The sequence below is a fragment of the Exiguobacterium sp. s57 genome, from assembly GCF_018617685.1.
Classification (GTDB): Bacteria; Bacillota; Bacilli; order Exiguobacteriales; family Exiguobacteriaceae; genus Exiguobacterium; species Exiguobacterium marinum.
Genome location: NZ_JACSKR010000001.1, coordinates 1,127,708 through 1,151,895, shown reverse-complemented (window position 1 = coordinate 1,151,895; position 24,188 = coordinate 1,127,708). Strand labels below are relative to the sequence as shown.

Annotated in this window: 22 protein-coding genes; 14 read left to right on the top strand and 8 right to left on the bottom strand. The window is 45.8% G+C overall.

Features of this window, described 5'->3' with window-relative positions; translation table 11 throughout:
- The first annotated feature begins 129 nt into the window (after positions 1 to 129).
- From kduI to KNO98_RS05845, 4 genes are all read left to right on the top strand, one after another.
- Positions 130 to 960 (top strand): 5-dehydro-4-deoxy-D-glucuronate isomerase, encoded by an 831-nt coding sequence (kduI, locus tag KNO98_RS05860; protein WP_214699743.1) that lies wholly within the window; start codon positions 130 to 132, stop codon positions 958 to 960.
- Positions 961 to 1,004: 44 nt separating this feature from the next.
- A complete protein-coding gene (locus KNO98_RS05855; RefSeq protein WP_214699741.1) occupies positions 1,005 to 1,454 on the top strand; it encodes a NanQ anomerase/TabA/YiaL family protein in 450 nt (149 codons plus the stop codon).
- A 77-nt stretch (positions 1,455 to 1,531) separates the two neighbouring features.
- The gene (kdgT, locus tag KNO98_RS05850) at positions 1,532 to 2,536 is read left to right on the top strand and encodes a 2-keto-3-deoxygluconate transporter (RefSeq protein WP_214699739.1); all 1,005 of its coding nucleotides are present in this window, start codon (positions 1,532 to 1,534) and stop codon (positions 2,534 to 2,536) included.
- A 58-nt stretch (positions 2,537 to 2,594) separates the two neighbouring features.
- The gene (locus KNO98_RS05845) at positions 2,595 to 3,551 is read left to right on the top strand and encodes a sugar kinase (RefSeq protein ID WP_214699737.1); all 957 of its coding nucleotides are present in this window, start codon (positions 2,595 to 2,597) and stop codon (positions 3,549 to 3,551) included.
- Positions 3,552 to 3,626: 75 nt separating this feature from the next.
- Here KNO98_RS05845 and KNO98_RS05840 read toward each other — a convergent pair whose 3' ends face one another.
- On the bottom strand, positions 3,627 to 4,391 hold the full coding sequence (locus tag KNO98_RS05840) for an IclR family transcriptional regulator (protein WP_214699735.1): 765 nt from the start codon (positions 4,389 to 4,391) through the stop codon (positions 3,627 to 3,629).
- Between the two features lie 112 nt (positions 4,392 to 4,503).
- Here KNO98_RS05840 and KNO98_RS05835 point away from each other — a divergent pair, with 112 nt between their 5' ends.
- On the top strand, positions 4,504 to 5,160 hold the full coding sequence (locus KNO98_RS05835) for a bifunctional 4-hydroxy-2-oxoglutarate aldolase/2-dehydro-3-deoxy-phosphogluconate aldolase (RefSeq protein WP_214699733.1): 657 nt from the start codon (positions 4,504 to 4,506) through the stop codon (positions 5,158 to 5,160).
- Between the two features lie 514 nt (positions 5,161 to 5,674).
- Here the strand turns inward: KNO98_RS05835 and KNO98_RS05830 are convergent.
- The 7 genes from KNO98_RS05830 to KNO98_RS05800 form a co-directional block, all read right to left on the bottom strand.
- A complete protein-coding gene (locus tag KNO98_RS05830; protein WP_214699731.1) occupies positions 5,675 to 6,859 on the bottom strand; it encodes an iron-containing alcohol dehydrogenase in 1,185 nt (394 codons plus the stop codon).
- A gap of 751 nt (positions 6,860 to 7,610) precedes the next feature.
- Positions 7,611 to 9,368: a C39 family peptidase gene (locus tag KNO98_RS05825; protein ID WP_214699729.1), complete on the bottom strand. Its 1,758-nt coding sequence runs from the start codon at positions 9,366 to 9,368 to the stop codon at positions 7,611 to 7,613.
- Between the two features lie 103 nt (positions 9,369 to 9,471).
- Positions 9,472 to 10,230 (bottom strand): ABC transporter permease, encoded by a 759-nt coding sequence (locus KNO98_RS05820; protein ID WP_214699727.1) that lies wholly within the window; start codon positions 10,228 to 10,230, stop codon positions 9,472 to 9,474.
- On the bottom strand, positions 10,230 to 11,078 hold the full coding sequence (locus KNO98_RS05815; protein ID WP_214699725.1) for an ABC transporter ATP-binding protein: 849 nt from the start codon (positions 11,076 to 11,078) through the stop codon (positions 10,230 to 10,232). The genes KNO98_RS05820 and KNO98_RS05815 overlap by 1 nt, the downstream gene beginning before the upstream one ends.
- On the bottom strand, positions 11,075 to 11,281 hold the full coding sequence (locus KNO98_RS05810) for a PLD nuclease N-terminal domain-containing protein (RefSeq protein ID WP_026825310.1): 207 nt from the start codon (positions 11,279 to 11,281) through the stop codon (positions 11,075 to 11,077). Before KNO98_RS05810 ends, KNO98_RS05815 begins: the two co-directional genes overlap by 4 nt.
- A gap of 112 nt (positions 11,282 to 11,393) precedes the next feature.
- A complete protein-coding gene (locus tag KNO98_RS05805) occupies positions 11,394 to 11,807 on the bottom strand; it encodes a universal stress protein (RefSeq protein ID WP_214699723.1) in 414 nt (137 codons plus the stop codon).
- Positions 11,808 to 11,876: 69 nt separating this feature from the next.
- Complete coding sequence (locus tag KNO98_RS05800; protein WP_214699721.1) at positions 11,877 to 13,358, bottom strand: SulP family inorganic anion transporter; 1,482 nt, start codon at positions 13,356 to 13,358, stop codon at positions 11,877 to 11,879.
- A gap of 203 nt (positions 13,359 to 13,561) precedes the next feature.
- Between KNO98_RS05800 and KNO98_RS05795 the strand changes: the two genes are divergently transcribed.
- The 9 genes from KNO98_RS05795 to KNO98_RS05755 all read left to right on the top strand — a co-directional run bounded on the left by KNO98_RS05795 (position 13,562) and on the right by KNO98_RS05755 (position 24,118).
- Positions 13,562 to 13,879: an ArsR/SmtB family transcription factor gene (locus tag KNO98_RS05795; protein ID WP_214699719.1), complete on the top strand. Its 318-nt coding sequence runs from the start codon at positions 13,562 to 13,564 to the stop codon at positions 13,877 to 13,879.
- A 13-nt stretch (positions 13,880 to 13,892) separates the two neighbouring features.
- A complete protein-coding gene (gene arsD, locus KNO98_RS05790) occupies positions 13,893 to 14,252 on the top strand; it encodes an arsenite efflux transporter metallochaperone ArsD (protein ID WP_214699717.1) in 360 nt (119 codons plus the stop codon).
- A 12-nt stretch (positions 14,253 to 14,264) separates the two neighbouring features.
- The gene (arsA, locus tag KNO98_RS05785; RefSeq protein WP_214699716.1) at positions 14,265 to 16,022 is read left to right on the top strand and encodes an arsenical pump-driving ATPase; all 1,758 of its coding nucleotides are present in this window, start codon (positions 14,265 to 14,267) and stop codon (positions 16,020 to 16,022) included.
- On the top strand, positions 16,019 to 16,297 hold the full coding sequence (locus KNO98_RS05780) for a Fe-S cluster assembly protein HesB (protein ID WP_214699714.1): 279 nt from the start codon (positions 16,019 to 16,021) through the stop codon (positions 16,295 to 16,297). The genes arsA and KNO98_RS05780 overlap by 4 nt, the downstream gene beginning before the upstream one ends.
- A gap of 29 nt (positions 16,298 to 16,326) precedes the next feature.
- Positions 16,327 to 17,613, top strand: a complete 1,287-nt coding sequence (locus KNO98_RS05775) for an arsenic transporter (protein ID WP_214699712.1) — start codon at positions 16,327 to 16,329, stop codon at positions 17,611 to 17,613.
- A 12-nt stretch (positions 17,614 to 17,625) separates the two neighbouring features.
- Positions 17,626 to 19,284, top strand: a complete 1,659-nt coding sequence (locus tag KNO98_RS05770; RefSeq protein WP_214699710.1) for an FAD-dependent oxidoreductase — start codon at positions 17,626 to 17,628, stop codon at positions 19,282 to 19,284.
- A gap of 195 nt (positions 19,285 to 19,479) precedes the next feature.
- Positions 19,480 to 22,401, top strand: coding sequence for a type I pullulanase (gene pulA, locus KNO98_RS05765; RefSeq protein ID WP_214699708.1), 2,922 nt, complete (start codon positions 19,480 to 19,482; stop codon positions 22,399 to 22,401).
- 206 nt (positions 22,402 to 22,607) lie between these two features.
- The gene (locus tag KNO98_RS05760; protein ID WP_214699965.1) at positions 22,608 to 23,684 is read left to right on the top strand and encodes a nitric oxide synthase oxygenase; all 1,077 of its coding nucleotides are present in this window, start codon (positions 22,608 to 22,610) and stop codon (positions 23,682 to 23,684) included.
- A 14-nt stretch (positions 23,685 to 23,698) separates the two neighbouring features.
- Entirely contained in the window at positions 23,699 to 24,118 is a 420-nt protein-coding gene (locus tag KNO98_RS05755; protein WP_026825317.1) for an RDD family protein, read from the top strand.
- The last annotated feature ends 70 nt before the right edge of the window (positions 24,119 to 24,188 follow it).

Genomic DNA, 24,188 nt, shown 5'->3' with positions numbered 1-24,188 from the left:
CGTTCCGTATAGTGGGATTTAAAATCACGTTAAAATATTGGTACGATTTTATTTTTTTCTTGCTAAATGTAACCGCATTCTTTTTTGGAGAAGTAGCCATAAACTATATAAAAGGGAGATGTAACAAGCATGGAAACTAGATATTCAACGCATCCAACGCAGGCGACCAAATTTAGCACAGAAGAATTGCGAAGCAATTATTTAGTAGAAGACCTCTTTGTTTTAGGGGAAATCAAACTAGTTTATTCAATGGAGGATCGAATCATAGTAGGTGGTATTACTCCTGAGAATGAACCACTTTTTCTAAAAGGTGATGAGCACATCAAAGCTACGTATTTTCTTGAAAGAAGAGAAGTAGGAATTTTTAACGTAGGTGGCAAAGGAAAAGTTACCGTCGATGATGATTTTTACGATATGGAAAACAAAGATTGTTTATACGTTGGACTAGGGAAGAAAAAATTGTCATTTGAGAGCGAATCATCTGAAAATCCTGCGAAATATTATGTATTCTCAGCTCCCGCACATAAAGAGTACCCAGTCCAACACGTGTCGTTTAGTGCAATCGAAGGTGATCGATTAGGGAGCGCGGAGAATGCGAATAAACGAGTCATTCGTCGATTTATTCATGCAGAAGGTATTCAAAGCTGTCAAATTGTCATGGGAATGACTCAATTAGATGCAGGAAGTGTTTGGAATTCTGTTCCCACTCATACACATGACCGAAGAACAGAAGTATATCTGTATATCGATTTAGATGATAATGCCCGCCTATTTCATTTCATGGGAGATCCGCTTGAGACTAGACATTTGATTATGAAAAATGAACAAGCCGTAATTTCACCTCCATGGTCAATTCACTGTGGTTCAGCAACTAGCAACTATGCATTTGTTTGGGGAATGGCAGGCGATAATAAGGACATTAGTGATGCAATTTCAGTCGATTTGAAGGAAATGAAATAAAAATTCAGCGACTCAAAAATTAATAGAGCAAAGGACGTGTCGAGATGATTACGGGTAAATTGACAGATTTGAAATCAAATGAAATGTTGGGTGAAAGAGTACAAAAAGTACTATCTGTTTTAAAGGAAATTGATTTTTCTGAATATGCTCCAGGGCGTCATGAGTTAGAAGACGATTCTTTCTTTTTCTTAAATGAATTTCAAACGAAGGAAGCAACAGAATGCTTTTGGGAGGCTCACAAGAAATATTGTGATATCCATTTCATTTTAGAGGGTGAAGAGAAGGTAGGATATGATCATATTGAATCTCAAAAAGTGACAAAAGCATATGATTCTGAAAAAGATGCTACATTTTTTGAAGGTGATCTTAATTCCGTGATTATTTTGAAGCCAGGTGATGTAATGATTTGTTTCCCTGAAGATTCACATATGACAGGTGTAGTCTCTCAGCATCCACAAAAGGTTCGGAAGGTTGTATTAAAAGTTCGTAATTGATTTTTTGAAAGCGTTAACATTAACAATTTCTATCAATGATACCTCCAGTTTTCACTCAAAAAGAAAGGTGTGTAGAAATGAAAATCATGAAAACAATCCAAAAAATCCCGGGAGGATTAATGTTAGTCCCACTGTTTCTGGGAGCGATTATCCATACGTTTGCACCAACTTCAGGCGAGTATTTTGGATCATTCACGAATGGACTAATGACGGGAACTGTGCCGATTTTAGCAGTATGGTTTTTCTGTATGGGTACGGGCATTAATATCAAGGCCACAGGAACGGTATTAAGAAAATCAGGGACACTTGTTTTAACAAAAATTGCGGTTGCGTGGATAGTTGCGATTATTGCTTCAGCATATATTCCTGTAGATGGAATTCAAACAGGTATTTTTGCAGGATTCTCTGTACTGGCTTTGATTGCAGCGATGGACATGACAAATGGTGGTTTGTATGCTTCAATTATGCAACAATACGGTACTAAAGAAGAAGCTGGCGCGTTCGTATTGATGTCGATTGAATCAGGCCCTTTGGTTACTATGCTTATACTTGGATCAACTGGTTTGGCAGCTTTTGAACCACATGTTTTTGTGGGTGCAGTGTTACCATTCCTGTTAGGATTTTTACTTGGGAATTTAGATAGTGATTTGCGAGATTTCTTTAGTAGAGCTTCACATGTGATGATTCCTTTCTTTGGATTCGCACTAGGTAATGCAATTGATTTGAAAGTAATTCTTGAAACTGGCCTCGGAGGAGTTATTTTGGGAGTGTTGGTAATCATCGTGACCGGTATTCCATTGATCCTAGCCGATAAATTTATTGGTGGAGGAAATGGGACAGCAGGCCTTGCTGCTTCAAGTACAGCAGGAGCAGCTGTTGCAAACCCTATGATTATTGCAACAATGAAGCCGGAATTTCTACCTGTTGCCCAATCAGCCACTGCTTTAGTAGCTGCATCAGTTATTGTGACTTCGATTTTAGTACCTATTCTGACAGCCTATTGGGCAAAATACATGAAAAATAAAGATAGAAATAATGATAAAAATAATAATATTGAGAAAGACCTTCAAGAAGTTTTATAATTGAGGCATTTAGCTAAATTCAAATCAAAACATGTCTTTTTGTAAAGGAGAAACATATATGAGTAAAATAATCACCGTAGGCGAACCGATGGCTCTATTTATTGCTCAAGAAGAAGGCCCTCTAGAAAACGTGACTCAATTTGAACGTTCTGTAGCTGGAGCCGAAATTAATTTTTCGATTGGTATGTCTCGTTTAGGACACCAAACGACCTATATCACAAAATTAGGGAAAGATCCATTCGGGAAGACCATTGAGAATTTTTTAGTGGAAAACTCTATTGATATTAGTTATGTCACTTATGAAGAAAATCATTTAACTGGCATGCAATGGAAACAGAAAGTTGAAAAACTTGATCCTGAAGTGTTTTCTGCACGGAAAAACTCTGCTGCATCAACAATGGACGTAGATACAATTGAGAAAATTGATTGGGAGGGTGTTGAACACGTTCACGTTACGGGCATCCCACCAGCGTTGTCTAGAGGATGTAGAAATATGGTTTTCAAATTAATGAATGAGGCAAGAAAAAGAAAAGTTCGAATTTCATTTGATCCAAACTTACGCCCCGGACTATGGAATGACGAAAGTGAAATGGTTCAAGTGATTAATGAACTTGCTTCGTTAGCAGATATCGTTTTTCCCGGTGTGGCAGAAGGAGAGATTCTAACAGGAAGTGAAGATCTTCAAGAAATCGTGATATTTTATCATAATCTAGGTGTGGAAACAGTAGTCGTTAAATTGGGCGAAAAGGGTGCATTCACTAGTACTGAAGGAGCTCAATTTTTCACAAGTGGTTTTGCTGTCGAGCAAGTAGTTGATACTGTTGGTGCAGGTGACGGATTTGCCGTTGGTGTAGTGAGTGGTATTTTAGAGAATTTACCACTAGAAGATGCGGTACTCCGCGGGACCGCGATTGGAGCATTGGTAGTCACGTCTTCTGGAGATAATGAAGGGTTGCCTGACCGTCATGAATTACAAAAGTTTATGAGCTCACAAATGATTAACCCATCTGTTTAATAATCTTCATTATTGATTAATAAAGGGGGACTTTTTAGACGGCCCCCTTTATTTTCTCTTAATGAGAAGTATCTATCAAGACTCTGTATAGCCTAAATTTCTTGAAATTTCGAGGCTTGTTTTTTTCATTTCGGTAATCAATGTAGAATTTATGACTTCCATCGTGATGCGATTACTCGGTCCTGATACACTAAAGCTAGCAACTATTTCTCCTTTGAAATTATAGATAGGGGCAGCAATACATCGAATTCCTTCCTCATTCTCAATATTGTCGAGTGCATATTTTTGATTTTTGACTTTCGTGATTTCATCACGCAAAGCTTGTGCTGTTGTGATTGTATTGGGTGTCCGAGGAATAAAATTTATTTTTTCAATGTTTTCCTCGAAAAGATCAGTTTCCATTCCAGAAAGAAGAACTTTTCCGACTGCGGTACAATACATCGGACCACGGCTTCCAATTCGAGAAAACATACGAATGATTTGATTACTTTCGATTTTATCAATGTAAATGACTTCTCCCCGATCTTCGATACACAAATGGACGGTTTCATTTATGCTTTTAGACAATTTCTCTATGAAAGGTTTTGCGGCGTTAATGATTTCATTATTATTCAAAAGGTTCCTTGATAAGAAAAGAATTTGCATCCCGAGTTTATATTGGCTTGTCTCAGGGTTTTTTGTAATGTAGTTCATACTAGATAACGTTGTTAATAATCTGTGAATCGTACTTTTTGATAGGTCTAGATGTTCAGTTAATTGAGAAATTTTGAGACCCTCAGGGTACTCTGATAGTTTGTTTAAGATAGTAAGAGCTCGTTCTAATGATTGAACGTTCGACATAGTTTTTAACCTCTTTAAATTTTATATTTTATTAAATGATACGATGAGAACTTCGTTTTGTAAAACTTAATATATAAATATTGTAATCACATTAAAAAGTGAGGGAAAAGTAATGAAAAAATTAAAAGTTTTGAATAATATTATTGATTGTGGCGTCGTGGCAGTCGTAAGAGCAGACTCTAGAGAAAAAGCCATTAAAATTTCAGATGCCTGTATAGCAGGTGGAATCAAGAGTATCGAGATCACTTTTACTATTGAAAATGCAGAAACTGTCATAACAAAATTACATAACAAGTATAAAGGTGATGACAGTGTAGTTATTGGGGCAGGAAGTGTTCTCGATGCAACGACAGCTAGAATTGCTATTCTCGCAGGTGCGAAATTTATAGTAGGTCCATGTTTTGATAAAGATACTGCAAAACTGTGCAATATGTACCAAATTCCGTATATGCCAGGGTGTATGACGGTGACGGAGATGAAATGTGCTCTTGAAGAAGGTGTAGATATTGTTAAATTGTTCCCGGGAAACAATTTCGGTCCTAACTTTATCAAATCTGTGAAAGCACCGCTTCCGCAAGTGAATATAATGCCTACGGGAGGAGTAAATTTAGAGAATGTAAAAGAATGGATTAAAAGTGGATCGATAGCTGTTGGAGTAGGGGGAAATTTAGTTACACCGGCGGATACTGAAAACTATGATTTGATTATTGAATACGCTGAACAATATGTCGAAAAAGTACGTGAAGCAAGAAACGAACTGGATAAATGAATTGAATTTACGACTATCAGTTCCAAAATATATTAAAAAAATAAATTAAACAGCTTGTGTCCTATTTACTCAAATAGGACACAAGCTGTTTAATTGTAGATTTCAAATTGAGAAAATTAGTTTGTAGTCTTTGTTTTTCGGGCTATCATGAACGTAAACTATTCCCCAATTCGATGCTCTTCGCTGACTTGAACTAGAGTATCGAACTCGAGTTAGTCGAACACTCAGTGCCTAGATACTCCATATGTATATGTACTTGTCTCAATGATTTGTGATGGTGAGTTAGATATTTGGTATTTTACCGTAATTTTGCGTCTATGTTTAAGTGTTAAATCATATTCTATAATTCAAAAGTGCAATCGTTCCAACATTGATTGGAACGATTGCACTTTATCTTCTTGTATCTTAGGTAAAGAGTTTTTTTAAAGTACATCCTGATGAATATAGGAAACTTTAGAGAACTGTTAAAGCTAAAAGTTTCATCTACTACTTTTAAGTAGATAGTTTACAGTAATTAGCTCATTTCATAAATTTTAATGATTTCTTGCTTAGTGATAGGTCTTGGACCTGTTGTAGTATTTGGTTCACTTCCTGGGAACATTCTTACTACATCATCAGCCATTTTTTCAAATTGATCGGTAGGAATGTTAACATCAGCAAGTGTTAAATACGAATCAGTAGATTTTAGCCATTCCACTACTTTTACAGATAGCATCTTGGCTGCTTTCATATCATCTTCTTCGATGACACCGAAACATCTTCTAGCAAGTTTGGCCCATCTTGAGGGCATAGTTTCAGCCATTAATTCAAGATATGGTGGAATAACGATAGTCATACCTCTTGCATGGGGTAAATCATAAATAGCACTCAATGGCATTTCAATTGAATGCATCGGGATAGATCCTAAGCGACCGAGTGCTTGAAAACCAGACCAACCAAAGATAGAACACAAAGCAATTTGCCCTCGTACTTCCATATCGTCAGGATTCTCAATTATTTTGTCAAAATTTTCTTTCAACGTTAAAATCATACCTTCGGTTACTCTATCTGCAAACTCCGATTCTGCTTGACTCGATAGATAATGTTCAATTAAGTGAGAAAAAATATCTACGCAACTATCTTTTGTAATCGATAGTGGAACAGAAGTTAATAATGATGGATCAACTATAGCGACTTTCGGATATCTGTAAGGGGATCTAGAAAAACTTTTTTCATTTGTTTCAGCGTTAGTTAGAACACCGCCCGCGTTGCACTCAGACCCGGAAGCTGAAATTGTCGGAATTGAAATTATTGGGTATGCGCCCGTGTATTCTCTAGGGACTCGATTACCTAACACCACGTAATCCCATGATTTCCCCCCTGAATAGCTAGTAGCTGCAATATATTTAGAACCATCAATTACGCTTCCTCCACCTAATGCAATAACTAAGTCACAATTCTCGGCTTTAAAAGTTTCAATTGCCTTATCAATTGTTTGAGCTCGTGGATTAGGTTCGATTCCAGTAAACGTTATAAATTCAACCCCCGCTTCTGTTAAGGAGGACTCAACTTTTTCAATAATCGGATCTAAAAAGCCTCCCTTTTCATATGTAGCAATCATAGCTTTTCTGCCATGTGTTTTAGCTATTTTGCCTATTTCAGTAATTCTTCCTTCTCCATATACTAATTCTGTAGGGAAATTCCAATTGAAGTTATCCATTCTAAATCTCCTTTTCGTTTTTTTTTACTTATATATTAAAAAGTTAACATTATCTTAGTTTAGAGTGACCGCTAATTGATGCTTTTACACTTAAACGTCAGATCAAGATATAAAATAGATTCACAATCGTTTATGAAAGGAAGTCTTTTTTAATCTATAGGTTAACTTGTTTAATCAAAACAGAAAAAATTTTAATATTGGAAATGATCAAGAGAAAAGTAAAATGTTTTTTATTACTAACGGGCATTGGTCTATCACCAAATAAAATTTATATGTGAAGCACTAGGAAGAGTTCACGTGTGTATGCATCTACCAAAAAATAAGTGAGTATGACTTTTCAATCATCTTCTGGCAGAATTTCTAACTTTGAGGTGAGTAAACGGTCAATTATATTTTATAGTGCTGCAACTCGATAATATAAAAAAACATTTTTAAAGTACCACTATACGGAACATTGTTCCGTAATATGATTATAACTCTTTTGTATATTAAAATCTATACTGAATTTATTGATGATGAATTATAAAACTAAGTTACTATCCCAAAGTGAATGTTAAAAATCCGATAACGCTTTCTATTTGTACAAGGAAGCCGCCGATACACATTTTTAGATGGGGGAAACGCGGTGGATTAGACGCTCAGGTTTGGAAAATTGGACACGAAGGTTTTCATCGAGAAAATGTTGAGCTTAATTTAATAAACTGTCATTACACAAAAAAGATGGACTCATAATGAGCCCATCTTTTCGTGATTACCTGACCGCTAGCGCTTTCCAGCCCGTCGCGCCCATGATGGCGCTCACTTTTGATTTCGGGATGACCAAGCGACCGCGATACGGGTCGTTAATGTATAAGTTTGACTTGTCATAGCCGGTCGCCAACATGACGTGATAGTTGACGTAGCCGGTGAACTTCTTGTTCGAGGCGGTGTACCAGTTGAAGTAGCCATACGGCTTGTTGAAGTCAACGCTCGCCCAGACGATGACCGGGTTGCCCATCGACAATTCCCGTTCAATCGAACCGAGTCCTTGGTTGGACAAGTCTTTCACAGGACGATATTTGCTGGCAAATCCGATCATACCTTTTGGATAAATCCCATAGTTTTTATATTTGCCGAGCGTCCGTTTCGGGTCACCGGTGAACATGACGTTCGGGTCGACCCAACGGTATAGTCGGTTTTCGTAGCGAGCGTTCCACATACTCTTTGGCATCTCGTTGTATAAGGTGGATGCGCCGACGGCACGTCCTTTCTCTTCAAGTGCCATCTTGAGGGAGAAGAACTCACAGCCAGACGGGTACCCCATCGGGAACTGACGATAGAGTGGGACGCTCATTTTATAGATGGACAGCGCTTGAGAATAGACGCCCCGCGCATCGAACGAGGCGTTCCCGACGCGGCGGTTTTGATACATTTTTCCGAACTTGTCGAAGTAATGCCATTTCCCGTTAATGGCTTGCCAGTCCGTCTTCTTCGTTAAGGCAGGTGCGAAATATTCGTACTGGGTCGTGTATTTCCAGCCTTTTTCGGGGACGCCGGTCGAGTGGAAATGATACGTTTTTCCATCCAATCGGAATTTCCCTTGCAGCCGATAACCGTATGTCGGATGGAACCCGATCTTCTTCCCATCAACCGTTTGGAATCCATATTCGCGTCGACCATAGTAGTCGAACGAATAATAACGTGAGTTTAATTTATGGATTCCTTCAAGACGATAGCCGTAGGTCGGGTGAAAACCGTACATGACACCGTCAATGCGTTGGAGACCGTACTTACGGTCACCGTATTTTCCGAACAGATAGTGTCGGTTGTTAATACGATGAAGTCCCTCGAGACGATATCCATAATACGGATGGAAGCCATACATTTTCTCGCCGATGCGGGCGAGTCCTTGACGACGTTTGCCGTCATCCCCGAAGTAGTAGCGACGCGTGCCGATCGTTTTCCAACCAGTCGCCATTTCGCCATGTTCCATCAAATAGTACTTTTTTCCGTCTATTGTGTACATGCCCGTATGGATTGTGCCGTCCGGGAAGAAGTAATATTTGGCGTCACCAAGCTGTTGCCATCCCGAGAGACGGACCCCTTCCTCGGTGAAGTAGTACCGCTTGCCTGAGATTGTCTGGAAACCGGTAACCGGTTGACCGGTTTTATCGTAATAATAGACGAGACCATCCCGTTCCTGCCATCCGATGAGCAGCTTCCCGTTCTCGTCAAAAGTGTACGTCGTGCCGTCGACAGTGTAAGGACCAGTGATGAGTCGGCCGTCTGCCTCAAAATAATATGTAGTGTTTTCGATTTCTTGCCAACCTGTAAGGAGCGTTCCGTCATCGTTCAGATAGTACGTATGGCCCTCAATTTCTTGCCAACCCGTCAACACCGTCCCGTCACTCGAGGTGTAGACGATGCCGTCGTCCGTCTGTTGGAATGACCCTTCAGCATGAGTCGATAGAGGAGAGGTGAAGAGGGTTCCAGCAATTAAACTAAACATTGTAGTCGTCTTCCAGTTCATATTGTTAAGCCTCCCGATTTTCAAAAAATCCTATATAAAATAATATAACCATTTTTATCCAAAGGAAGATAGTGGCAAATGAATCATTTACAAGGTCAGACGTTTACGCCGAATGACTCATGAAGCGAAGGCGTTTCGACGCCACATAAAGCGAGAGGACGACAACGAGGATTCCGGTCAGGAGCGGCCAAACGAGATTCACCTCTGTCAGTAACACCTCGCTCGATAGCGGTCCGAGCATCCATGGCATCCAATCAAGGTCGACCCAACCAATCAAGAGGGACATGACGAAGTGGAGTCCGAGCGTCAAGACGACCGCAACCACGCCGCTCTCTAGAAGTGCCGCGATGAAAAAGAAGACAGATAGTTGCACGATGAAATGACAGACGAGAAGTGCCGTCGACACGAGAAGATCGACCGAGTCAAATGCATCAAATAGAATCACTGTATAGTATGCTGCTGCCGTTTGTGCGAGCAAAATACTGCCGACCGTCAATAAGGCATAATGGGCCCATTTGCTGATGACAATACGTGATGTCGGGATTTGTAATGACTTGAGCCATACGAGTGTCCCATTCGTCCGTTCATGGCTGAACGTATGCATCGCCGACAATAAGACGATGAGGAGTCCGATTTGACGAAGCTGTTCACTCACTGAGATTAAGACTTCCTCCGGAGTTGGGGTCGGGATCTCGATGATGGTTCCGTCAGGGAAATTTCCACCGGAAGCGAGGATGTCCGGTAAGAAGTAGAGTGTGATCGGCTGCATCGAGGCGAGGAGCATAAGGGCGACGGGAATCCAAATGAGTCGTTTGTTCGACCATGCTTCGCGCCATTCTTGTTTGAAGATTGCTGTACGCATCAGGCGTTCACCTCCAAAAATAAGGACTCAAGAGACGGATGCCCGACGTGCAACGATTGGATGACGACGTTCAGTTCCAAGACGCGCCGCAAAATCGCCCGCTCGGCGAGCTTTCGGTCCGATGATTCGAATACCCACGTTGAACCGTGTTTGATTGTCTGAGTCACACCTTCTAGTTGGTTCCAGTCCGCTCCACTCGTTTCGTCGTCGAAGAGTCGTAACTCGATGGTCGACTTCGAACCGAGCAGGTCGGTCACGGTGCCTTCCATGAGCAATTTGCCTTGTCGAAGCAGCAGCACCCAGTCGCTCGCTTCTTCGGCATCCGGGAGAACGTGCGTAGAGTAGAGAATCATTCGCTCCCGTTTCAAATCGCTCAATAAATCGAGCACTTCCCGACGACCGCGAGGGTCGAGTGCGGAGACGGGTTCATCGAGCAGCAATAGTTCCGGATCATGCACGAGCGCCTGTGCGATGCCGAGTCGTTGGCGCATCCCTCCGGATAGATTTGCAGCCGGTCGGTCGACCGGTTCGAGACCGACACGCTTTAACAGTTTGACGGGGTCGACGTGCTTTGTACCTGTCAACTCGGCGGCATATCGAATCGTCTCGACGGGAGTCAAAGACGGGTAGAGGGCCGGACGTTGCGGCAAATAACCGATGCGTGTTTGTACGTGACCGCTCACGTCACCACTTGTAGGGTTCGTGACACGGGCGAGCAGGTTTAAAAGCGTCGTCTTACCCGCTCCGTTCTCACCGAGTAAGGACGTGCATCCAGGGCGCAACTCAAAACTGACATCATCGAGTGCTTTGAACGATCCGAAGTGTTTCGAAATGTGTGTGACCTTCATCGTTTTGCCCGTCCCCATAAGAAGTAAACAATCGGTCCAAGAATGTTAATGAAGACGATGACGAGAAGCCATACCCATTTCGGGCCGTTCGTCACGTCGCGTTTGAATAGGTCGATCAAAGCGACAACGAGCAGGATGAGTTGCAAAATCAAGACAGGGAGTAGGATGAGTAAAAGTGTATTCGGGTCGTTTGTGATATCCATAGCGAGAACCTCCTTTTGAAGTAAACGATCTTTAACTCATTCTACACGAACGAAAGGTCCCCTGTATGTGACACAAAAAATCCCCATCTCACATGGAGATGGGGAAAACGGATCATTTGACGATGATGACAGGAGCGAGCGCGCGTTTGGCGAGTTTATGACTCACGCTACCGAGCACGAACTCTTGGAACGTATTTAAGCCGCGCGAGCCGACAACGACATATTCATAAGGCTCGTGATTCGCATATTTGACGAGTTCAACGTCCGGTTCGCCTCGGAGCTCAATATATTCGTAATGGATTCCTTCCGCTTCCGCCAAGTCAAACAATGGCTTGAGCATCTGTTTACGCTTCGTCTCCAAATCGATTTTACCTGTCGAATTGAGAGCCGCTTCCTTCGATTCTTTCGCACTGATGACGTGAACGATATCGATTGACGCATTCGACGCCTTTGCAAGTTGAATCGCTTTTTCAAGCGCACGTTTCGAGTGGGCAGAACCATCTGCCGCTAAAAATAACTTTCCCATGAAAACTCCTCCTCTTTCGCACGTTCTACTTTTAGTATAGGTGATTTGCCGAACAGGGGAAATGACGAATCAGTGACCAGCGTTCGTATCTTGTTGCTTCAAGTGAAGCGCGAGAGTGTTGAGCAGTTTTTCCGAGTCTTTGTTCAAGTTAAGAAGTTCCGGTTCGATTCCGACTTCTCGGTATTTAAAGACGACCTTATCGATGGCACCGATGGCCGAATCATCCCAAAGATGCGTGTTCGCAAAGTCGATTGTGACTGTGTTGATTCCTGCGTCGATATCTTCTGTAATATCGAACTGGTTGACAAATTCAGACGTCGAAGCGAAGAATAGCTGTCCGTTGACTGTATAATCTACGCGGTTTGAAGTAACTTGGCGACCGAGATCGATCTTTGAAATTTTGGCGGCGAATAAAATCGCAGCCGTCAAGATTCCACCGAGTACCCCGAGGGACAGGTCATGTGTGAAGACAGTGACGAGGACCGTGACGAGCATGACGACCGTATCCGACTTTTGAGCGGTGCGCATCGCTTTGAGCGAGCCCCAGTCAAATGTTGCATACGATACGAAGAACATGACTCCGACGAGCGCACCGACCGGGATGAGCATGAGTACATCACTCATCGTCATGATCATGATGAAGAGTGCAAGTCCGGCTGTGAACGTCGACAGACGACCACGCGCACCTGACGAAACGTTGATGACAGATTGACCGATCATCGCACATCCTGGCATCCCACCGAAGAATCCGGCGATGATGTTCGAAATTCCTTGTCCGCGTGATTCGCGGTTTTTGTTGGAATCTGTACCCGTCATGTCATCGACGATTTGCGCCGTCAAGAGCGATTCAATCAATCCAACAAAGGCGAGCGAAATCGAGTACGGCAAGATAATCATAAGTGTCTCGAGCGTGAACGGCACATCCGGGAACAAGAAGTCTGGAAGCGTAGCTGAAATCGTCCCCATATCTCCAATATTTTTCGTATCAAGCCCGAATGTAATCGCGAGAATGGTCATGACGACAATCGCGACGAGCGGAGCCGGGATCGTTTTCGTTACACGTGGGAACAAGAAGATGATGGCGAGTGATGCGGCGACAATCGCCCAGATGATCCAGCTTTCGCCTTCAAAGTTTGACAATTGTGCCTGGAAAATCAAAATGGCGAGCGCATTGACGAAACCGACCATGACGGCGCGCGGAATGAATTTCATCAACCGGGCGATGCCGAAGTAGCCGAGAACGATTTGAATGATCCCGGTCAAAATACCAGCGGCGAGCAAGTACTGGAGACCATGGTCGGCGACGAGTGAAACGATGACGAGCGCCATCGCACCAGTTGCAGCCGAGATCATCGCAGGACGGCCTCCGGCGATTGAGATCACCATAGCGATAATGAATGAGGCATACAGCCCGACCATCGGGTTGACTCCCGCGATGAGGGAGAAGGCGATGGCTTCCGGGATGAGCGCTAGGGCGACGACAATCCCGGCTAAAATGTCGGCTCGGACATTTCCGAGCCATTCGTGTTTCAACGTATTCAATCTTTCCAAAAGAACACACCTTTCTCTTTATAATATGATGATTTGATTTTCGAGTCTCACGAAAATCAAAATAATGGATTCTGACATTTTCAACGTGTTTCATCATACCGAATTCAACCCGAAATGACAATTGCTTCGTGTTAAAAACTATGTTATTTTCATAACGTAAAGGTTATATAACAAAAAAGTTATATGAGAGGTGGGGAAGAAATATGTACGCTGTAGATGAACTGAGTAAAGTACTCAAGGTGCTCGGTGACCCGATCCGGTTGACAATGTTGAAACAGATGGAAGCAGGCGAACAGTGTGCCTGTAGCTTCGTCGATTGTTTCGACATCTCGCAACCGGCGATCAGCCGTCATTTGAAAATGTTGCGTCAGGCGGGACTTTTATTGGAGCGCCGGGACAAACAGTGGATTCACTATCGATTGAACGAGACGAGCCCGTTTTATGGGATCGTCGTCGATTTACTCGACAAGATTGAAACGGTCGATATGAGTTGCGACTGTGATACCGATTGTGCGATTTGAGGAGGAGTCAACGATGAAACTTGAAGTGTTCGAACCAGCCATGTGCTGCCCGACAGGATTATGTGGTCCGTCAATCGACCCGGAACTGACGCGAATCGCGACAGTCCACTATGTGTTAAAACAGCGAGGATTTGATGTTGTTCGATATAACCTGGCATCTGAACCGAATCGATTCGTTGAGAATGACACCGTCCAAGCTGAAATCGTGAACGGTCTCGAATCGCTTCCGCTGACCCTCGTGAACGGCGAGATCATGAAGCGTGGCGCTTATTTGACGAATGAAGAGATAGCAGAATTGACGGGGTTACCGATTGATGCATTTGCCAAGAAAGATGGAGAAAAACCAAAAGTTCGAATCTCACTCAAAAAATAAGGAGATACTCACATGAAGCCATTTGACTTTCAAACAATCGAACCGACCCGTTATGTGTTTCTAACCGGAAAGGGTGGCGTAGGAAAGACATCGACGGCCTCGAGCCTCGCATTGACGCTCGCTGATCGTGGGAAGCGTGTCTTGCTCGTTTCGACTGACCCGGCAAGTAATTTACAAGATGTGTTCGAGATGGAGCTTGATGAGACACCGCGTCATGTCCCAGAAACAAAACTCGCTATCGCCAATTTTGATCCCGAAGAAGCGGCAAGACAATACATGGAGCGGATGGTCGGACCTTATCGTGGCGTGCTGCCTGATGTGGCCATCCAGTCGATGGAAGAGCAACTATCCGGCGCATGTACGGTCGAGATTGCGGCATTCGACCAGTTTACGGACTTGTTGACGTCCCCGTCGGCTCGTGAGACATACGAACATGTCATCTTTGATACGGCACCGACAGGTCATACGTTGCGCTTATTAACATTGCCAAGTGCGTGGGATGAATTTTTAGAGACGAACACGACTGGTGCATCTTGCCTCGGTCCTCTTGCAGGTCTAGCTGACAAGCAATTGCAATACAAAAAGGCCGTCGAGACGCTCACCGATGACAAAGAGACGACTTTGCTTCTCGTTGCCCGTCCCGAGACATCAACGCTCGTTGAAGCAACACGTGCCGCGACTGAGCTTCGTGCAATCGGCATCGAGCGAATGCAACTCGTCATTAATGGTCTCGTCCTCAACGGTGAAGGGACAGACCGATACACGAAACAGTTCATCGAGCGTCAGCAACAAGCACTCCGTGAACTCCCTGAAGATATCACCGACCTCGATGTATTCATGCTCCCATATGCTTACGAGAACCTCATCGGTGTCTCTGCACTTCGACGCTTTGTGCACGGGGGGACGGTCGCTATCGCAGATGCACGCTATGACTCGAGTCGTTACGGATCAATCGATCGACTCGTCGATGAGGTCGAGGCGGACGGTCCGAGCGTCATCATGACGATGGGGAAAGGTGGGGTCGGGAAGACGACACTCGCTTCGCTGATCGCGGTGGCACTTCATGAAAGAGGGCATGCCGTCCATTTGACGACGACAGATCCGGCCGCTCATGTCGCTTTTACGGTCGGGGCAAACATTTCAGATACGTTTACAGTCGATGCCATTGATCCGAAAGTTGAGATTGAGAGGTATCGAAAGGATGTGCTCCGGGAAGCGGGAGACATGAATGAAGAGCAGCGCATGATGCTCGAAGAGGATTTACGTTCGCCATGTACTGAAGAAATCGCCGTTTTTCGCGCCTTCGCGAATCAGGTGGCAAAAACGAAAGACCGCTTTGTCGTCATCGATACGGCACCGACAGGTCATACGCTTCTTCTATTAGATGCGACGGAGAGTTATCATCGTGAACTCGAACGATCGACTGGAGTCGTTCCGGAAGCGGTCCGAGACTTGTTGCCGAAACTACGTGACCCGAAACAAACGCACGTCATCATCACGACACTGCCTGAAGCGACGCCAGTGTATGAAGCTGAACGGCTCGTAGCAGACTTGAATCGGGCAAAAATTTACCCGTTCGCTTGGGTCGTCAATCAATCGTTCACGCCACTCGATGTGACGAGCAACCTGCTGAAAGCGAAAGTTGCGAGCGAGGCGACTTGGCTCGAACGCGTGAACAACTATCCGCGTCCGACAATGCTCGCATGGCAAGAACGTCTGCCAGTCGGATATTCGGCATTATCTCAATTGTTAAAGGAGGAAGTGAAATGAACATTACGAATGAAGCCATTGATTTTTTGAAAGCGGCTTTGACGGAAGAAGAAACAAAAGCGGTACGCATCTGTACAGAGGCAGGATGTTGTGGACCGACACTAGGGCTCGTTGTAGCGTCACCAGAAACGACGGATGACGTGAAAGACTTCGACGGCCTGACGTTCTCGGTGGCGAATGATGCTGAAGCGCTAGCGGAAAACGTCACGCTTGATGTTGAGTCGACGGAAGAAGGCACCGGTCTTGTTCTCCGTGGATTACAAGAAACTTGCTAAATAAATAGAAATTATTGGAGGAACTCATTGTGCAGTGGATTGCTAGTTTAATTTTTCTCGTGACGCTTTTCCTCATCATTAAGCAACCGAAAGGCCTCGGCATCGGTTACTCGGCGATGGGGATGGCCGTCATTGCCCTCATTTCGGGCGTCGTTAATTTTGATGATGTCGGAACAGTATGGGGTATCATTTGGAACGCGACGTTCACATTCATCGCGATTATCATCATTTCGCTCATTTTAGACGAGATTGGATTTTTCGAATGGGCCGCATTACATATGGCCCGAATCGCAAAAGGTGGTGGAGTGAAGTTATTCGTCTACATCACGCTACTCGGTGCGCTCGTTGCGGCACTATTTGCAAACGACGGGGCGGCGCTCATCTTGACGCCAATCGTCTTAGCGATGGTCCGGGCTCTCAAACTGCCGGATGCGGTCGTCTTGGCGTACGTCATGGCCTCTGGATTTATCGCCGATACAGCGAGTTTGCCGTTCATCGTGTCGAACCTGGTCAATATCGTCTCGGCCGACTTCTTCGGAATCGGGTTCGCCGAGTATGCGGCACGGATGGTGTTCGTCAACGTCTTTGCGGTTGCGGGCAGTCTACTCGTATTGTATTTGTACTTTAGAAAAGACATCCCGAAACAGTATGATGCATCTCAATTGGCTAAACCTGCGTCAGTCATCAAAGACCATACGATGTTCCGCTTATCGTGGGTCGTGCTCGCGTTACTCGTCATCGGTTACTTTACGAGTGACTTGATTGGCATCCCGGTCTCACTCGTCGCCGCTGTCATCGCCCTATTTTTCTTGGTGATGGCGAACCGTTCAGCTGCGGTAGAGACGACACAAGTCGTCAAAGGAGCACCGTGGGCAATCGTCTTCTTCTCGCTCGGCATGTACGTCGTTGTTTATGGATTACAGAACGCCGGACTCACACAAGTGCTTGCGAACTTTATCGATTGGTTTGCGGTGAATGCCTTCAGTGCGACGTTCGGAATGGGATTTTTGGCTGCCGTCTTGTCCTCGGTCATGAATAACATGCCGACCGTCATGATTGATGCGCTCGCCATCGACTTGACGAATACGACCGGCCAGATTCGGGAAGCGCTCATTTATGCGAATGTCATCGGCTCAGACTTAGGTCCAAAGATTACGCCGATCGGGTCGCTCGCGACATTATTATGGCTCCACGTACTTCGGACAAAAGGGTTGAGAATTGGATGGGGTGAATATTTTAAAGTCGGGATCATCCTGACGATTCCAACACTCGCCATCACACTATTTGGTTTGTATATCAGCTTATTACTTTATTAAGGAGTTGTTTTTATGAAATTAGTGATTATCGGTTCGGTCGCAGCGGGGACATCCGTTGCAGCAAAGGCACGACGTAACAACGAAGATGCGCAGATTACGATTTACGACCGGGATTACGATATCTCGTATTCGGGATGTGGGATTCCTTACTATGTCGGTGGAGAAGTCGAATCACGTGATGACTTGACGCCGCGTGACGCCGCCTTCTTTAAGAAGCGCTATAACATCGATGTCATGACACGACATAACGTGACAGCGGTCGACAAGGATGCGAAAACGGTGACGGTTGAAAACTTAGATAACGGTGAGACGTTCACGGACTCGTATGATGTCCTCGTCCTCGCGACAGGGGCGACAAGCATCGTCCCACCGATTCCTGGAGTGAAATCGGACAACGTCTTCCCGATTCGAAACATCCAACACGCGGAAGCTACACGTTCGTTCGTGGATTCGACAGACCCAAAACATGCGACGATTATCGGGGCCGGCTTCATCGGTCTTGAGATGGCCGAACAGTTGAAACTTCGCGGTGTGGATGTCACTATCATCGAGCGCGTGTCGCAAGTCATGCCGCCACTCGACAAGGACATGGCATGCCGCGTCGAGGAGCATCTCGAAAAGAACGGGATTGAGCTCATGCTCGGTGAGACGGTGACGGAACTCATTGGTGACGGTCATGTGGAGCGTGTCGTCACCGAGAGTGGGAAGACGATTGAGACAGATTTCGTCATCCTATCGGTCGGGGTCCGTCCGAACGTCGAACTCGCTATGCAAATGGGTGTCAAATTGGGTGAGACGGGTGCGATTGCCGTCAATGAGCGGATGGAGACGAACGTCTCAGACGTGTATGCCGCCGGTGACGTCGCGGAGAGCTTCTCCATCGTGACAGGTAAACCAATCTGGCGCCCGCTCGGTTCGACAGCGAATAAGATGGGGCGGACCGCAGGAGACGTCATCACGGGAGGACATCTCGAACATCGCGGCATTCTCGGTACGGGCATCTTCAAAGTGTTCGGACTTGCCGTGGCGCAGACGGGTCTCGCCGAAAAAGAAGCGCGTGAACTCGGGTACGATATTGAGGTGCTTCATAACACGAAACCGGATAAACCAGCCTATATGGGTGGAAAAGATATGACGATTAAAGCAGTCGCGGACCGTGCGACACGTCAACTGCTCGGCGTCCAAATCGTCGGATTCGAAGGGGTCGACAAGCGAATCGACGTCTTCGTCACGGCAATCACGCTCAAGGCAAAAGTAGATGATTTGTTCCACCTCGACCTTGCCTACGCACCACCGTTCTCGACGACGAAAGATCCAGTCATGTATACGGGGATGGTCCTTTCGAACAGCATCGACAAGGCGGCACGACTCATCACACCGGCCGAACTTCAGACACGGATCGACGCAGATGAAGACATGCAAATCATCGATACGCGTAAAGCATCACAGTTCGAGAAGGCATGTGTCGATTGTGCGGTCAACGTCCCGCTCGGTCATCTCCGGGAAGCGGCGAATGACATGGACAAAAACAAACCGACCGTCGTCTACTGTAACGGCGGAGTGACGGGGAACGCGGCACAGAACGTGCTCCGTAACCTCGGATTCACCGACGTGTACAACTTGTCGGGCGGTAACAAAAACTATCAGTTATTCAAAAAGTACGGGAACTAAACAAGACGACGTCCGAGTCATACGGACGTCGTTTTTTGTGAACAAAACTCTCTTTAGTCCATATTCCTTAGGTGACCTTCCCGTCAACTGATGCCAATTGACCCTTTTCTAAAATAACATTGCTTCGTTAAAGGAAACCGTTTACAATTTTTGTGTAAGCGTTTTCTTAAAATAGTGCTACAAGGAGGGACCCTCATGGTCAAAAAACAATGGAAACCCGTATGGGCAGTTGTGCTAACGTTTGCACTAATTCTGTCAATGTTTCCGATGCCGACGTCCGCTTTAGATAAAGGGGAGTCGACTTTAGTCGTCGTCCATTATCAAGAGGCGCCGGATAATGAAAAGGATTGGAACTTATGGCTTTGGGCAAATGGCCCAGATTACTTCCCGAATAAAGGCTTCACGTTTAATTGGGAAGATTCATTTGGAAAGGTGGCGGCCTATGAATTCCCGGTCGACTCACCTGAAAAGATCGGTCTCATCGTCCGAACGGACAATTGGGACAAAGATAAAGGGTCGGAGAATGACCGCTTCATCACGAACGATATGATCCAAGACGGTGTCGCGGAAGTTTGGATCAAGTCAGGCGACCCGACGATTTATACGTCAAACCCGGACGGGGAGACGGCCTCAACGGAAATCGACATGAAAGTTCACTATTTCCGTTACGACAATACATACACGGACTGGGGGCTGTGGGCTTGGCCGGACGGCGGGGACGGACAGAACATCACGTTCGATGAGACCGATGCATTCGGCGCCATCGCGAACGTGAAACTCGCCAACCCGGAATCGAAAAAATTGATGGGTTTAATCACGAAAAAAGGAGAATGGACGGAAAAGGACGGCGAAGACCGTTTTGTTCTCGGTACAGCGAAAGAGATTTGGCTCGTTGAAGGAGATTCGACCATCTATTATTCAGAGCCACAAATCGACCGTTCCCCTAAACTCGTCGCGTTCTCGGCGGATACGTTCCGACAAGCGACACTCACGACGAACCGTGCCATTACGGACGCGTTCATCGATGAATTGAGCGTAGACGGTGCAACGGTTGAGTCGATTGAAAAGACCGGAGACAAGTCGGTCACGATTCAATTTACAGAAGACATCGATTTAGCGAAGATTATTCAAGCGTCGCATCCGGAATACGGCGAACAGACACTTCAAGCCGGCAAGGTGCTTCGCTCGAAAGAATTCGACGCGAAATATGCGTACGATGGTAAACTCGGCATCACGTACCAAAAATCAAAAACGAAGTTTGTTCTTTGGGCACCGACGGCTCAACAAGTCGAGCTCGAGCTTTGGAATATGCCGACAGACCGACCAACGAACGATAAAGATATGAAAAAAGCCATCAAGATGAAACGCGGTGAGCGTGGCACGTGGGTGACGGAAGTACGCGGTGACCTTGACGGCATCGGCTATACGTACCAAGTGACACATGCGACAGGTAAGGTTCGTGCGGTCGATCCGTATGCGACGGCTGTCGGTGTGAATGGTGATCAGGGCGTCGTCGTCGATCTGAAAGAAACGGACCCGAAACGATGGAACTCGATGAAGCCGAAGTTGAAGCAGTCAACGGATGCGATTATCTATGAGACACACGTCCGTGACCTTTCAATCTTTGATGTGAAGACGGATAAGTATGACTCAGGCATCAAAAACAAAGGGAAATATCTCGGTGTCATCGAACCAGGAACACGTCTCCTCATCGACGGTAAAAAGACGGCAACGAAAACAGGACTCGACCACGTCAAAGACCTTGGCGTAACACATGTCCAGTTCATTCCTGTCTATGACTTCAATACGGCTTCGGTCGATGAGACGAGCCCGATGGCGACATATAACTGGGGATACGACCCGAAAAACTATAATGCGCCAGAAGGGTCGTATTCAACAAATCCTTACGATGCAAAAGTACGCATCATGGAAATGAAGCAGATGATTCAAGGTTTACATGACAACAACCTACGTGGTGTCATGGACGTGGTATATAACCATATGTTTGATGCTCAGGCGTCAAATTTGCATAAAATCGTACCAGGTTACTACTACCGTTATACAGAAGGTGGTGACTTCGCCAACGGGACGGGTGTCGGGAACGATACCGCGTCCGAACGAGCGATGATGCAAAAACTCATCGTCGACTCGGTCGTCTATTGGGCGAAAGAGTATCACTGGGACGGATTCCGTTTCGACTTGATGGGCATCCATGACGTCGAGACAATGAACAAAGTTCGTTCGGAGTTGAATCGAGTCGACAAGTCAATCCTCGTCTTCGGAGAAGGGTGGGACCTCGGCACACCACTCGATGCTGAATTGAAAGCAAATCAAAAGAACGCCTACGACATGCCGGGAGTCGCACACTTCAACGACAATATCCGTGACGGCTTAAAGGGGAGCGTCTTCTACGATGAGGACAAAGGTTTCGTCAACGGAAAAGAAGGCATGGAAAATCGCGTGAAGACGGGAATCGTCGGAGAAATCGCTTATAGCGACACGATTACAGGATTCACGAAAGAGCCGACGCAAGCCATCACATACGTCGAAGCCCACGATAATCACACACTTTGGGATAAGTTGGAGTTGACGAACCCGATCGCATCTGAATTCAATAAAACGAAGATGCATCGGCTCGCATCAAGTATCCTACTAACGAGTCAAGGGACGACATTCCTTCACGCTGGGCAAGAATTCATGCGCACGAAGGAAGGGGATCACAACTCTTACAAATCACCGGACTCGATCAACCAACTCGATTGGAAACGGGCAGCAGACCGCAAGGCGGACGTCCAGTACATGAAAGGGTTGATTGAGATGCGTAAGGCAAACCCTGGTCTCCGGATGACGAAAGCGAGCGACGTGAAACAATTTTTGACGTTCCATAAAGCGGAAGCGAACGTCATCACGTACACGATTGATGAAGATGCACCTGGTCAAAAGAATGACTTGTTCATCACGCATAACGCCAACCCGACAAATGTCCGAATCACTCTTCCGAAAGGGAAGTGGAACGTGATTGTCGATGGTAACCGTGCCGGAACGAAAACAATCAAGCACGTATCAGGTAAGATTCGTGTTCCAGCCTACAAGACGTTCGTCCTCGAGCGCGACTAAGCTTTGACCCCACTTTTAAGGAGTGGGGTTTTTTGGATATGCAAGTTCACTAGGGGACCGACACAAGATGAAGGATGTTTTACATTGCGCTCAAAAAAAGACGGTCATACAGATCGAGACTGTCACGCGAAAGAATAGATAGTTGAAACAAGGGTCTTCTTTTCTCTAAGATGGAGAAAGAGAGAATGAGTGAGGAGACTTATGAGATGAACCTATACGACCAAGCGAGCGACTGGATGCGACAATGGCATGACGACCCTTCTGAACGCCTAAGACAAATAAAAGATGAAATCGAGCGAACAGGTACTTACACGTTGACGACAGAAGAGTTGTCTGAAGGGGCCAAGATGGCGTGGCGAAACTCGAATCGTTGCATCGGACGTTTGTTTTGGCAGACGCTTCATGTGATTGACGCCCGGGATGCCGATACGTTTGACGATGTCTACGCTCGACTGGTCGATCACCTTCATTTCGCCACGAACGAGGGGAAAATCCGTTCGACGATGACGGTCCTTCCGAACGAGTTCCAATTGTTAAATGCACAACTGATTCGGTACGCAGGATATGAGACGCCAGACGGGATTATCGGAGACCCGATGTCTGTCACGATGACGAAACGGGCCGAACAACTTGGATGGATCGGTTCCGGGACTCCGTTTGATGTTCTTCCGCTCATGATCACAGATGGTCAGGATGTTCGTCTCTACGAATTGCCAAGTGAGGCAGTGCTCGAAGTGGACATCGAACATGAAGACGTTGACTTGTTTGACGGGCGAGCGATCAAATGGCATGCTCTTCCGGCGATCACCGATATGGAGCTTGAGATCGGTGGGCTTCGGTTTACGTCGATCCCATTCAACGGTTGGTATATGGAGACGGAAATCGGGGCGCGCAATTTAGCAGACACGGACCGCTATGACTTGTTGCCACTTGTCGGACGGTCGCTCGGGCTTGAGACGACAAAAGAACGCTCACTTTGGCGTGACCGCGCTCTCGTTGAATTGAATATCGCTGTCCTGCAATCGTTTGAACGAGTGGGTGTTACGATTGTCGATCATCATACCGCCGCTAAACAGTTCAAACGGTTCGAAAAAAATGAGCGGGAAGCGGGACGTGACGTCACCGGGCAATGGAGTTGGCTCATCCCGCCTTTATCCCCAGCGACGACGCACGTCTTCCACGAGCATTATGATGACGTTATCAAAACACCGAACTTGTTTGCGAGAAGCGGATGTCCCTTCTCAGGGTTTCGTCAGCCGGTAAAAGAGGAATTGAAAGGCTAGAACCGAGAGAAAGGATGATTACTGTGGCAGTCCCGCTTTGGAAACGAGCCGTTGCCGGTCAAATCGACCAAGTCGTCTTTCAGACACCGGCCAAGCTGATTGAAAAGGCCATCCGTAAAAAAGTATGGCCGGACAAAGAAGTGAAACGGTACTACTTCCCGACCGTTGTGACGATGGCCGGAGAAGTCTACTGTATGCTGTATCGAAATGGTCAGACACTAGGTGACCGTATCGTTGGAATCAAGGTCGTGAGTGCAGATGGACGTCCGCTTTCCTTTGAGCAAGTCATCAAACGGACGCTGTATAAAGATGTCGTCTATCCGGCGACGCTCGGGATTCCCTTAATTCGGGCACTCCAACAGATGAAGTCAAACAAGGACCTCGAGTTGCCGCATGACGAATTCGCCCATACGAAATTGATTTCGACGAAGTGAAGAGAGGCAGGGCGACCGCGTGTCGCTCTGTTTTTTCGTCTCATTCAGACGGCTAGCAGTCGGCTAGGAA